Source organism: Streptomyces sp. NPDC051907, from assembly GCF_040681075.1.
In the GTDB taxonomy this organism is placed as follows: domain Bacteria; phylum Actinomycetota; class Actinomycetes; order Streptomycetales; family Streptomycetaceae; genus Streptomyces.
Map to the genome: position 1 here is coordinate 102,799 of NZ_JBFAYB010000004.1, position 11,941 is coordinate 114,739.

11 protein-coding genes are annotated in these 11,941 nt (G+C 73.5%); all 11 read right to left on the bottom strand.

Translation table 11 applies throughout. The annotated features are described in order from the left end of the window. Positions 1–7 precede the first annotated feature (7 nt). Positions 8–1,168 carry an acyltransferase gene (locus tag AB0M39_RS04225; RefSeq protein ID WP_365359948.1) on the bottom strand — a complete coding sequence of 387 codons (1,161 nt, stop codon included), beginning with the start codon at positions 1,166–1,168 and terminating at the stop codon, positions 8–10. Then, positions 1,161–2,081 (bottom strand): alpha/beta hydrolase, encoded by a 921-nt coding sequence (locus AB0M39_RS04230; protein WP_365359950.1) that lies wholly within the window; start codon positions 2,079–2,081, stop codon positions 1,161–1,163. Before AB0M39_RS04230 ends, AB0M39_RS04225 begins: the two co-directional genes overlap by 8 nt. Positions 2,082–2,214: 133 nt before the next feature. Continuing rightward, positions 2,215–3,084 (bottom strand): alpha/beta hydrolase, encoded by an 870-nt coding sequence (locus AB0M39_RS04235; protein WP_365359952.1) that lies wholly within the window; start codon positions 3,082–3,084, stop codon positions 2,215–2,217. 103 nt (positions 3,085–3,187) lie between these two features. After that, positions 3,188–4,432, bottom strand: a complete 1,245-nt coding sequence (kynU, locus tag AB0M39_RS04240; RefSeq protein ID WP_365359954.1) for a kynureninase — start codon at positions 4,430–4,432, stop codon at positions 3,188–3,190. Further along, on the bottom strand, positions 4,425–5,246 hold the full coding sequence (locus AB0M39_RS04245; protein WP_365359956.1) for a tryptophan 2,3-dioxygenase family protein: 822 nt from the start codon (positions 5,244–5,246) through the stop codon (positions 4,425–4,427). Before AB0M39_RS04245 ends, kynU begins: the two co-directional genes overlap by 8 nt. Before the next feature lie 100 nt (positions 5,247–5,346). Beyond that, positions 5,347–6,240 carry a DUF3152 domain-containing protein gene (locus tag AB0M39_RS04250; protein ID WP_365359958.1) on the bottom strand — a complete coding sequence of 298 codons (894 nt, stop codon included), beginning with the start codon at positions 6,238–6,240 and terminating at the stop codon, positions 5,347–5,349. 201 nt (positions 6,241–6,441) lie between these two features. Further along, on the bottom strand, positions 6,442–6,855 hold the full coding sequence (locus tag AB0M39_RS04255) for a DUF3151 domain-containing protein (protein WP_365359960.1): 414 nt from the start codon (positions 6,853–6,855) through the stop codon (positions 6,442–6,444). A gap of 21 nt (positions 6,856–6,876) precedes the next feature. Continuing rightward, the gene (locus AB0M39_RS04260; RefSeq protein ID WP_365360201.1) at positions 6,877–8,343 is read right to left on the bottom strand and encodes an MFS transporter; all 1,467 of its coding nucleotides are present in this window, start codon (positions 8,341–8,343) and stop codon (positions 6,877–6,879) included. A gap of 751 nt (positions 8,344–9,094) precedes the next feature. Then, on the bottom strand, positions 9,095–10,117 hold the full coding sequence (fbaA, locus tag AB0M39_RS04265; RefSeq protein WP_365359962.1) for a class II fructose-bisphosphate aldolase: 1,023 nt from the start codon (positions 10,115–10,117) through the stop codon (positions 9,095–9,097). Positions 10,118–10,479: 362 nt separating this feature from the next. Beyond that, complete coding sequence (gene pyrE, locus AB0M39_RS04270; protein WP_365359964.1) at positions 10,480–11,028, bottom strand: orotate phosphoribosyltransferase; 549 nt, start codon at positions 11,026–11,028, stop codon at positions 10,480–10,482. A gap of 94 nt (positions 11,029–11,122) precedes the next feature. Next, complete coding sequence (locus tag AB0M39_RS04275; RefSeq protein WP_365359966.1) at positions 11,123–11,920, bottom strand: aldose 1-epimerase; 798 nt, start codon at positions 11,918–11,920, stop codon at positions 11,123–11,125. Positions 11,921–11,941 lie beyond the last annotated feature (21 nt).

The window sequence follows — 11,941 nt, forward strand, 5'->3', positions numbered from 1 at the left end:
GTCAACCCTAGGCATGGGTCGCATGCTTCCTCTCACGGGCCCGCACAAGACGGCTTGCGCCTCGGGTCTTGCGCCGTCCCCCCTGTTCGTACGTGTGGAACGCCGCCCAGCACACGGCCAGCGCCAGCGCGAACACCGGCAGCCAGGCGAGCCGCGCGAGCACCCAGCCCAGCCCGTCGGGCACGGTGTGCAGTCCGGGCAGCGCCGTGCCCGCCAGCAGGCCGGTCGCCGTGACCGCCATCAACGCGGTCTGGTGCCACAGGAAGACCGTCATCGCGGAGAGGTTGACGAGCGCGACGGCCGCCCAGGCGGCGGGCCTGCGCATCGCCCGGCCGAGCGGGCCGCGCAGCAGCAGCGCCAGCCCGCACTGGGCGAGCCCGAACGCGACCGCCGCGAGGGTGGGCGGGTTGAGGTTGGAGATCCGCTCGCCGGGCACGCCGACCATCGACGCCGGGTAGCCGCACCACAGCACGAGCGCGACGGCCGCCGCGGCGCCGAGCGCGAGGAGCACCCAACCGGTGTGCCGGCCCGGCTTGTTGCGGACCCAGAGCGCGCCGAGGGTGTACGGGACGAGCCACCCGGCCGCCACGTTGATCCAGCCGAGCCACTGCGGGCCGCCGAACCCGAAGCGGACGAGGTCCACATGGAGCACGACGGCGAGCGGCCACAGCGGGCTGATCCGCGCGACGAGCGGGGTGGCCGCGGTCAGCACGGCGAAGACCAGCAGGAACCACAGCGGGGACACGGCCAGTTTGACCAGGGCCCGCGCGGTCTCCAGCTCCGCGCCCGACGCGAGCATCGCGGCCGCGGCGACCGTCCACAGAGCGAGGACGGCCGCGACCGGCTTGAACAGCCGGCAGAGCCGGGCGCCCAGCCACTTCCCGTACCCGTCGCCGCGGGCGCGGGCCGCGGCGTGGCTCTCCGCCCCGACCATCCCGCCGACCAGGAAGAACACGGCCAGCGTCTGGAACGTCCAGGAGACGGGGGCGAGGTGGGGCATGTGCTGGAGCGGGCTCGAGCCGCGCAGGGAGCCGCTGTCGAGGACGAGGGCGGTGACCAGCCAGTGCCCGAGGACGACGCCGAGGATCGCGAACGCGCGCAGGGCGTCGAGGGACCGGTCGCGGTGGGGCGGGGTGGCGGCCTCGATGCGCCGGACCAGCTCACGCATGCGCCTGCCCCCTCACGATGCGGGCGATGCCGGCGAGGGACTCGCTCCCGGGCCTGAGGTAGTCGCTGTGGCCGCCGTCCCCGGCGTCGAAGGACCGGGCGCCGAAGGCGGGGGAGACCGGGTCCGTCCCGAACCCCACCTCCGCGCCGAACAGCTCGACGCTGGTGTGCGGGACGTCCGCGATCCAGTCGTCGCCGCCCCGCCCGGCCCAGACCCGGGCGCCCGTGCCGAGCTCGGCGACGCTGTCGAAGCCGGTGCCGGGGCTGCCGTACAGAACGAGGTCGTCGACGTCGAGCCCGCGCGCGGCGTGCGCGCAGACGACCGAGCCGTACGAGTGGCAGAGCGCGGAGACCTCGGCGCGCGGGCTGTGCCGGCGCAGCTCCCGTACGAAGTCCCGCAGCGCGGGCGCCGCTCCCTCGGCCCGCTCCGGGGTCAGCGCGTCGGAGCTGATCGTGCCGGGGGTCTCGTAGCCGAGCCAGGCGACGACGGCGACGGACGGTCCGAGCCGGTCGTGGAGGGCTGTGGCGCCGGCGCGGAGGCGGCCGTAGGTGTCGATCGAGGTGTCGGCGCCGGGCACGAGGACCGCGATCCGCTCGGCCCTGCCCAGATCGCCGAGCACCTCGACGGTCCGTCCGCTGCCGCGCCCGTCGAAGGCGAGCAGCTGCCGGTCGGGGGCGGCGAGGGCGCGCAGACGGGATGCGCGCTTGCGGTCGCCGTGGTCCTCGGCCATCCGCGCGGCCTCGGCGGCGTTCTCCCGGTTGGCGGCGTACCGGCCCTCGGGGGTCGCCGACGCGCCGAACGCCACGGGCTGGGGCGCGGGCGTCTCGGGCCGGGCCGCCGCCGAGACGGGCACGGCCACGGCGGCGATGACGAGCGCGGCGAGCAGTCCACGGCGGAAGCGGTTGGTCTTCATGGCGTCGACGCTATGAACGACGGCGCCTAGTCGGCGTCCCGCCCGAGAGCCCACCTGCCGGGTAGCTCTCAAGTACTACAGGTATCCCCCGAAGTGACGGGCACTCATCTGCCGGGGGCGGCAACACTCGCCCTCACCAGGCGAGTTGTGCGATCTCCTCGAGTACTACGGCGCAGGCGTCGGCCGCCGGGTCGATCAGCGGGAAGTGGCCCACCTCCTCCAGGAGGGTCAGCCCCACCGTCTCCCCCGCGTCCGCGGCCGCGTCGACGTACGACTCGGCCACCGTATGCGGCACGACGATGTCCGTGCGCCCCTGCACCACCGTCGTCGCGATGCCCGTGGGCAGCAGCGCGGCCGGATCGACGTAGGCGCTGCGCTCCTTGAACTCGCTCTCGCCGCCGAGCAGTTGCACCACGGCCCCGTCGCACACGCCCAGCTCGACCGCCCGCGCGAAGTCCGCGATCGGCGCGAGCGCCACGACCCCGCGCAGCGCGGGCGGCGCGCCGAGGCGCCACGGGGAGCCGACGGGCAGGACGTGCCGGGCCGCGGCCCACAGCGCGAGCTGTCCCCCGGCGGAGTGGCCGGTGACCACGGTCCGCCGCGCATCCGCCTGCGGCAGCGCCTCGGCGACCAGCGCGGGCAGCGCGTCCATCGCGGCGGCGACGTCGTCGAACGTCTCCGGCCACCGCCCGGCGACCGGCCCGGTCCCGCCCTGCCGCGGGATCTCGCTCCCGCGCCGGTACTCGACGCTGGCCACGGCGAGCCCGCGCCTGGCGAGGAAGTCGGCGAACGGGGTCACATGCCCCCGGTCGTACGGCGCCCGCCACGCCCCGCCGTGCAGCAGGACGACGAGCGGGGCGCCGGCCTGTCCGCCGCGCGGCGCGTAGAAGTCGACGACCTGGTCGGGATGGTCGCCGTAGGCGAGGGTGGCGTCGGGCGCGACAGCGGGATGCGAGAAGACCGACTCGGCCTCGGCGGCGTCACGGGAGACGGGGTCCGGCATGCTGGTCCAACCTTCCCACTGGGTGGCGGAATCGACATGATCAGCGGGACGGTATCAGTACCGAGGGCCCCCGCCGGCCGCAGCCGGCGGGGGCCCGTGCACGTCAGTCCGCCGGCGTCTGCTCCGGCGCCTGCTCCGGCGTCTTGGCAGCGGGCGTCTCCGCCAGCACCTCGGCCAGGACCGCCGCCGCCCGCTCCACGTCCGCGAAGCCGACGTAGAGCGGGGTGAACCCGAACCGCAGCACGTCGGGCCGGCGCAGATCGCCGACCACTCCGCGGGCGATCAGCCGCTCCATCACCGCCTTGGCGTCTTCGCACCGCAGCGCGATCTGGCTGCCGCGCGCGGCGTGCTCGACCGGCGTCAGGGACGTGACCCGCCCCTTGGGCGCGTACGCCTCGACGCACTCCAGGAAGAAGTCCGTCAGCGCCAGGCTCTTGGCCCGCACCGACTCGACCGCCACCCCGTCCCACACCTCCAGCGCCGCCTCCAGCGCCAGCATCGACAGGATGTCGGGCGTCCCGACCCGCCCCCGCCTCGCGCCCTGGGCCGCCTCGAAGCCGGGGGTCATCGCGAACGGGTCCGCATGCGAGTTCCAGCCGGGAAGCGGGGAGTCGAAGGCGTCCTGGTGGCGTTCGGCGACGTACAGATACGCCGGCGAACCCGGTCCGCCGTTCAGATACTTGTAGGTGCAGCCCACCGCCAGGTCCACCCCATGGGCGTCCAGGCCGACCGGCAGCGCGCCGGCGCTGTGGCACAGGTCCCAGACCGCCAGCGCGCCCGCCGCGTGGACCGCCGCCGTCAGCGACGGCAGGTCGTGCAGCCGTCCGGTGCGGTAGTCGACGTGGTTGACCAGCGCGACCGCGGTGGACGGGCCGAGCGCGGCGGGCAGGTCGGCCGGGTCGACGGGGACGATCCGCTTGCCCGTCATCCGGGCCGCCGACTGCGCGATGTACCCGTCCGTCGGGAACGTCGTCGCGTCGACGAGGACGTCCGTGCGCGCCGGGTCGGCGTTCAGCCGGACAGCGGCCACCACCGCCTTGAAGACGTTGACGCTGGTGGAGTCGCCGACCACGATCTGCCCCGGCGCGGCGCCGACGAGCGGCGCTATCCGGTCGCCGATCCGCTCGGGCGCGGACCACCAGCCGCTCTCGTCCCACGAGCGGATGCGCAGCTCGCCCCACTGCCGCCGCACGACGTCGGCGACCCGGTCCGGCACATGGCTGGGCAGCGCGCCCAGCGAGTTGCCGTCCAGATAGACCGCCTCGTCGAGGGCGAACAGCTTGCGGAGCCCCGCCAGTTCGTCTGCGGCGTCCAGCGCCGCGGCCTTGTCGGCCAGCGCCTCAGACATGGCTGCGCGCCGTCCACAGCTCGGGGAAGACGTTCTTGCGGGCCCGCTTCTCCAGCCAGGCCACGCCCGCCGAGCCGCCGGTGCCCACCTTGGAGCCCATCGCCCGGCGGGTGGCGACCAGGTGGTCGTTGCGCCAGCGCCACACCAGCTCGCCGACGTCGGTGAGCGCCTCGCCGAGCCGGACCAGGTCGGTGTCCTGGTCCGCGCCGCCGTACACCGCGGCCCAGACCTTCTCGACCTGCGGGGAGGGCTCGTACCGCTGGGACAGATCCCGCTCGAGCACGGCGGACGGCACCGCCAGACCGCGCCGCGCGAGCAGCCGCAGCACCTCGTCGTACAGGCTCGGCTCCTGCAGCGCCTTCTCCAGCTCGGCGTGCACGCGGGGCGCGCCCCGGTGCGGCACCAGCATCGACGCGGACTTGTCGCCGAGCAGGAACTCCATCCGGCGGTACATGGCCGACTGGAAGCCGGAGCCCTCGCCCAGTGCGCTGCGGTACGAGTTGAACTGCGCCGGCGTCAGATGGGCCAGCGGCTTCCAGGAGGCGTTGAGCGACTCCAGCTCGTAGGTGCTGCGCTGCAGGGCGGCCAGCGCGACCGGCAGGTCGTCCTGCCGCAGGGCCTCGGCCGCCGTCTCCCACTCGTGGACGATGACGGTGAACCACAGCTCCATCACCTGGGTGGTGACCAGGAAGACCATCTCGCCCGGGTCGTCCGAGAGCGGATGCTGGAGGTGGGTCAGGACGTCCGCCTGGACGTAGTCCTCGTACGGAGTGGTGCCCGCGAAGTCCAGATTAGGGGCGGGGTCGTGTGACATCGCTGTCTCCTCGACGTGTCCGGGTAGCGGTCCGCCCCTTCCTGTCCGGTGTGGGAGCCCCGGTCCCCACCAGCATCATAAGCATGAGGTCCGGCGATCATCACAGGGTCGGGCCGGTGATGTACGTCCCGTCCTCGTCGTACGGCCAGGCATTGGAGACGCAGCCGTTCAGGCCCTTGATCTGCTGCATCATCACCGGCGCGAGCTTTCCCGCGCCGCCGCAGCCCAGATGGGCGCGGAGGCCGATCTCATGGCCGACCTCGTGGTTGATGATCAGATGCCGGTACTCGGCGGGCGCTCCCGCGAACGTCGGGGAGCCCAGCATCCAGCGGCGCAGGTTCACCACGACCCCGTCCACGGTCTCGCAGTTCAGCTCGCCGCCGGTGTCGAGGCCCTGCTTGCGGCAGAGCGCGTCGGCGGTGTCCGGGGTGGCGATCCTGATGACGAAGTCGGCCTTCTGGGACGCGGAGGCCAGCTGGAAGGAGCCCCTGCCGTGGGCGGCCCAGCCGCGCGGGTGGGCGAGGATCTGCTGGATCTCGGCGGCCGCGTCCTTCGCGGAGAGGTCGATGCCGTCCTCGACCTGGACGCGGTAGCGGCGCAGCGTGCCCTTGCCGGTCACGGCGCCGGAGGCGTCCGCGGTGACGAACGTGCCCTTCCCGGATTGGGGCACGTCGGGGGCGTTCCGGCGCTTGGACGGGGAGGGCTCCGGCTTGGGCTCGACCTCCGGCTCCTGCTCCGGCTCCGGCTCGGGATCGGGCGTCACGATCGCTCGCCCCTGGGAGGTCGGCGACGGGGTCGGCCGCGTCTTGTGCCGGGCCGCGTCGGTGGAGGACTCGACGCCCTGCCAGAAGGCGAGGGCGGCGCCTCCGGAGAGCGCCAGCACGGCGAGGGCCAGGCCGATCAGGAGCAGTCGGGTGGGCGGGCGGCGGCGGGAGGGGCCGCCGGTGCGTCTGCGGCGACCGGCGGCGCGTTGGGTCGAGGCGCGCTTCCCCAAGACTGATCACTCCTTCTTGGGCCCTTCACACCGGCCGCTCAGGTTCGATCGACAGTTCCGGTGGGGGTACGGACCAAAGGCCCGTACCCCCTCAAGGAGAGAGGAGATACGGGCCCTGGGTTCCACACCGGAGCGTCAGGTACCGGAATGCTGGCTACCGGTTAGCGCGGCGGGGAGTGCGGCGGGGAGGGTGCGCGGGGTTCAGCCCAGCGTGTCCGCGGCCGTCTGGGAGGAGTCGCGCAGGAACGACGTGCAGCGCTCGTACTCCTCCTTCTCGCCGATCGCCTGCGCGGCGCGGGCCAGCGCGTGCAGGGCGCGCAGGAAGCCGCGGTTCGGCTCGTGCTCCCAGGGCACCGGGCCGTGGCCCTTCCAGCCGCTGCGGCGCAGCGAGTCGAGGCCGCGGTGGTAGCCGGTGCGGGCGTAGGCGTACGACTCGACGACCCGGCCGTTCTCGAAGGCGTCGTCGGCGAGCTGCGCCCAGGCCAGCGAGGACGTCGGGTACTTCGCGGCGACGTCCGAGGGAGCCGTCCCGCTCGCGAGGAGGTCGCGCGGCTCGGGGTCGTCGGGCAGATGTGTCGGGGCGGGACCCCCGAGCAGATTCTCATGGATGGACATGGACTCCAGTGTCACACCAGCTCAGTCCCGGTCCCTACCGGCCCGCTCCGGACACGCCTGTTCGAGCGGCGGCGCCGACACCCCGCAGTTCACCCTGCACTCCACGTGGCTGTGCTCGGCCTCGTCGGCCCCTGCGGCGGCCGGGGTCCGCAGCGTCCACCAGGCGATCAGCGATCCGACGGCCAGCAGGCCCGCGCACATCGGCATCGCCCGCTGGAAGGTCGCGCCGAACTCGTCCGCCGACAGATACGCGTCCGGGCTCATCCCCGCCAGCAGCGGCAGCGCGGCCACCGCGAGCAGGCCGGCCGCGCGGGCGGCCGCGTTGTTGATGCCGCTGGCCAGCCCCGCCCGCCCGGTCTCCACCGACGCCAGCACGGTCGAGGTCAGCGGGGCGACCAGGGTCACCATGCCCAGGCCCATCACCAGCACGGCGGGCAGCACGTCGGCGACGTACGAGGCGTTCTCGCCCACGCGCAGCATCAGCAGCATCCCGGCCGCGCAGAGCAGCGGGCCGACGGTCAGCGGGATGCGCGGGCCGATCCGCTCGCCCAGCTCGCCCGACTTCGCCGAGAGCAGCAGCATCAAAAGGGTCGTGGGCAGCAGCGCGGCGCCCGCGCCGAGCGCCGAGTAGCCGGACACCACCTGGAGTTGCAGGGCGGCCAGGAAGAAGAACCCGCCGAAGGCGGCGTACACGCACACCGTCACCAGGTTCACCGCGGTGAACAGGCGGTTCGCGAAGATCGACGGCGGCAGCATCGGATCCGGCCGCCGCCGCTCGACGGCCACGAACACCGCGCCCACCACCACGCCCGCCACGCCCGCCCAGACGGAGGCCCCGATCAGCGCGTACGTCACCAGCGCCAGCGCCGCGGCGCCCAGCACCGCCCCGAGCACGTCGAACCGGCCGCGGGCGCGGGGGTCGCGGGACTCCGGCACATGCTTGAGGGCCACCGGCACGCACAGCGCGGCAAGCGGCACGTTGAGCAGGAACACCCAGCGCCAGCCGGGACCGTCGACCAGCCAGCCGCCGACGAACGGGCCCACCGCCGCGCCGACGCCGCCGAGCCCCGACCACAGCCCCACCGCGCGGGCCCGGTCGTCGGGGTGGAAGCTGGCCTGGATCAGGGCGAGGGAGCCCGGGGTGAGCAGCGCCCCGCCGACGCCCTGGAGGGCGCGGGCGGCGACGAGGACGATGTCGTTGGGCGCGATACCGCACAGCAGCGACCCGACGGCGAACCAGACCACCCCGATCACGAAGATCTTGCGCCGGCCATAGCGGTCGCCGAGTGCCCCGCCGAGGAGGATCAGCCCGGCGAGGGTGAGCATGTAGGCGTTGACGGTCCACTGCAGAACGGCGAGGTCGGCGTCGAGATCGGCCCCGATGCGGGGCAGGGCGACGTTGACGACGGTGGAGTCGAGCAGCGCCATGGTGGACCCGAGAACGGTGGTCAGCACGACCCACCGCCCGGTGGCGGTGGAAAGCCTGATAACCCCGGCGCCGCCGCTGCCAGGGCCGCGTCCGGCCTCGGGCTGGGTGGGGGTGGGGGCGGGGCCCGACTCGACGGCGGGGCTGTCGTGCGGGCGGGGTGCGGGTCCGGGCCCGGGTCCGGTTCCGCCCGGGCGGGAGCCAGGTCCAGGCCCGGTTTCGCCCGGGGCGGCGCCTGGGCTGCCGTGCGGGCCGGGTGCAGGCACCGGTCCGGGTCCGGGCCCGCCCGGGCGGGAGCCAGGCCCAGGCCCGGACTCGCCCGGTTCGGGCCCGCGTCCGGCCTCGGGCTGGCCGGGGCCACCCGAGGCGGAGCCTGGGCTGCCGTCCGGGCCGGGCGCGGGTCCGGGTCCAGGTCCAGACTCGCCGGGGCTGCCCGAGGCGGCGCTCGCCTCGACGCCTGGGCTGTCATGCGATCCGGGTGCAGGCACCGGTCCGGGTCCGGGCCCGCCCGGGCGGGAGCCAGGCCCAGGTCCAGACTCGCCACGACCGCGTCCAGGCCCAGGTCCCGCGCCGCCCGCGCCCGCTCCCCGACCCGTGGCGCCCCGCCCTCTCACCTCGCCCGGATCGTTCTCGCCCGGCCTGTTGTCCATACCGGGATCATCCCCGCGCCCGCCTCATCGGGCCAGCCGGTGGAGCGCGCGGATCAGGGCGTCCACGTGTCGAAGTCGTACCCCACGATGCCCTCCCGAGTCCGGAGAAACGCGTCGGGCCCGGCACCCCCAGAGGGTGCCGGGCCCGACCTGCGTCAAATGCTTACTTGAGCTTGGTGCCGGTGGAGCGCAGGGCGACGCAGGCCTCGGCCACGCGCTTGGCCATGCCCGCCTCGGCCGCCTTGCCCCAGGTGCGCGGGTCGTAGGTCTTCTTGGAGCCGACCTCGCCGTCGACCTTCAGCACACCGTCGTAGTTCTTGAACATGTGGTCCGCGACGGGGCGGGTGAAGGCGTACTGGGTGTCGGTGTCGAGGTTCATCTTCACGACGCCGTTCTCCAGCGCGGTGGCGATCTCCTCGGCCGTGGAGCCGGAGCCGCCGTGGAAGACGAAGTCGAACGGGTCGGCCTTGCCGTACTTGGCGGCGACGCCGGCCTGGAGGTCCTTGAGGAGCTCGGGGCGGAGCACGACGTTGCCCGGCTTGTAGACGCCGTGGACGTTGCCGAAGGAGGCGGCCAGCAGGTAGCGGCCCTTCTCGCCCAGGCCGAGCGCCTCGGCGGTGCGCAGCGCGTCGTCCACCGTGGTGTAGAGCTCGTCGTTGATCTCGTGGGTGACGCCGTCCTCCTCGCCGCCGGTCGGGGTGATCTCGACCTCGAGGATGATCTTGGCGGCGGCGGCCTGCGCCAGCAGCTCCTGGCCGATGGCCAGGTTGTCGGCGAGGGTCTCGGCGGAGCCGTCCCACATGTGCGACTGGAACAGCGGGTCCTGGCCCTTGGCGACGCGCTCGGCGGAGACGGCGAGCAGCGGACGTACGTAGCCGTCCAGCTTGTCCTTGGGGCAGTGGTCGGTGTGCAGCGCGACGGTGATGTCGTACTTGGCGGCGACGATGTGCGCGAACTCGGCGAGGGCGACCGCGCCCGTGACCATGTCCTTGCTGTACTGGCCGCCCAGGAACTCGGCGCCACCGGTCGAGATCTGGATGATGCCGTCGCTCTCGGCCTCCGCGAAGCCGCGCAGCGCAGCGTGCAGGGTCTGGGACGAGGTCACATTGATGGCCGGGTAGGCGAACTTGCCTGCCTTCGCCCGGTCGAGCATCTCGTTGTAGACCTCGGGAGTCGCGATGGGCATATGTCCGCTCCTTGTGATGTGCGGGTATGTGGTGCTTCGGCCCTGACCTGTGGGCGACGTCATCGTCGCGGCCTATCTTTCCAGACTCCCGGCTGGGCTCCACCCGTCGTGCGCCCTGTGTATGCACGAGGGGCGGAGTGTTTCACGTGAAACACTCCGCCCCTCATCGTCACCGCAGGTCAGACCCTGTCTCAGGCGCTAGGTCACGACTTGCTCGCGGCTCGGTCTCGACCGTGAACACCCTCGCCCGCACCTGAAATCGGACCCGACATCCGACCCGAAATCGGACTGACATCGGACCGGCCGGCGGGAGCCTCAGGCTCACACCGCGCCCGCACCGGCGCCCCCGCCCGCCGTCCTGCTCAGGCGAGGCCCAGCTCGTCCAGCGAGTACGCGTAGAGGTACGGGACGCCCGCCGTGCCGCTGATCTTCTCGCCCGCGCCCGTGGCCCGGTCGACGATCGTCGCCACCGCGACGACCTCGCCGCCCGCCTCGCGCACGGCCTCGACGGCCGTCAGCGGCGAGCCGCCGGTGGTGGAGGTGTCCTCGACCACCAGGCAGCGGCGGCCCTTGATGTCCGGGCCCTCCACGCGGCGCTGCATGCCGTGCGCCTTGGCCGCCTTCCGTACGACGAAGGCGTCGACCCGCTTACCGCGCGCGGCGGACGCGTGCAGGATCGACGTCGCGACCGGGTCGGCCCCCAGGGTCAGCCCGCCCACGCAGTCGAAGTCCAGGTCCTCGGTCAGGTCGGTCATCACCTGGCCGACCAGCGGCGCGGCGGCGCCGTCCAGCGTGATCCGGCGCAGGTCCACGTAGTAGTCGGCCTCAAGACCCGAGGAGAGGGTCACCTTGCCGTGCACCACGGCCTTGTCCTTGATCTGCTGGAGCAGCTCAGCGCGTACGTCAGTCATGCCCGCCAGCTTAAGCGCGCCGCCTCACAGCCGACGCCGCCCGGGCGACCCTCGCCGCCTCACAGCCGACGCCGCCCGGGCGACCCCCGCCGCCTCACAGCCGGCGCCAGCTCCAGGTCGACGTCAGCTCCAGCGGCTCGATCGGGGTGACCAGCCGTGGGTGGGTGTTGAGCCCGTTCGGCGGGCCCGACTGCGGCTCGACGCACACGGCCTCCGCCTGCTCGTCGTAGATCACGACCCACTCGGCCGGGCTCGCGACCTTGAGCTCCAGCTGCTCCGGCCAGGTGAGGGCGACCTCGACGCCGTCGGGCATCCCGAAGCAGTCGTCCCAGGGGCCGGGGCCCGGGGCGACGCGCTCCCCGGTCGGCAGATGGTCCTCGCCGCGCTGCTCCTGCCACGCGGCGGCGAAGTCGAGCCGCGCGTCCTCGCCGGCGCCGAGGTTGCGCAGGAACCAGGGGTGCCAGCCCACCTGCGCCGGGAACGAGGTGTCGTACGTCTCCACGCCCATGGTGAGCTTCAGCGAGTCCTCGGCCAGCTCCAGGATCTGCGTGACGCGCCCGGTGTACGGCCAGGGCTCTGCCAGGTCGTACGTGAACACCGCCTCGCTCTTGCCCGCGCGGGCCGTGCGCCAGACCGCGTCGCGGCCGGTGCCGTGGAGGGCGTGCGGCGGGGCGTCGACGGGCAGTTGGTGCTGTACGGCGCCGTTGCGGAACACCCCGTTCTCGACGCGCCCGCACCAGGGGACCATCGGGAAGCAGCCGTGCCGATCGCCCTGGCGCAGCACTTCGGTCCCGCCGATGCGAAGGCTTCCGATGCGGCAGCCGTTCTGCGGCTGCACGGTCAACTCGACGTCTCCGGCGGCCAGCCGGATGCTCTCTTCGCTGCTACTCACACCACGACAGTACTGGCCGTG

Excerpts from the sequence above, each read along its gene's own strand:
- AB0M39_RS04225 (WP_365359948.1), bottom strand. The coding sequence starts at position 1,168 with ATGCGTGAGCTGGTCCGGCGCATCGAGGCCGCCACCCCGCCCCACCGC.
- AB0M39_RS04230 (WP_365359950.1), bottom strand. The coding sequence starts at position 2,081 with ATGAAGACCAACCGCTTCCGCCGTGGACTGCTCGCCGCGCTCGTCATC.
- AB0M39_RS04235 (WP_365359952.1), bottom strand. The coding sequence starts at position 3,084 with ATGCCGGACCCCGTCTCCCGTGACGCCGCCGAGGCCGAGTCGGTCTTC.
- kynU (WP_365359954.1), bottom strand. The coding sequence starts at position 4,432 with ATGTCTGAGGCGCTGGCCGACAAGGCCGCGGCGCTGGACGCCGCAGAC.
- AB0M39_RS04245 (WP_365359956.1), bottom strand. The coding sequence starts at position 5,246 with ATGTCACACGACCCCGCCCCTAATCTGGACTTCGCGGGCACCACTCCG.
- AB0M39_RS04255 (WP_365359960.1), bottom strand. The coding sequence starts at position 6,855 with ATGTCCATCCATGAGAATCTGCTCGGGGGTCCCGCCCCGACACATCTG.
- fbaA (WP_365359962.1), bottom strand. The coding sequence starts at position 10,117 with ATGCCCATCGCGACTCCCGAGGTCTACAACGAGATGCTCGACCGGGCG.
- pyrE (WP_365359964.1), bottom strand. The coding sequence starts at position 11,028 with ATGACTGACGTACGCGCTGAGCTGCTCCAGCAGATCAAGGACAAGGCC.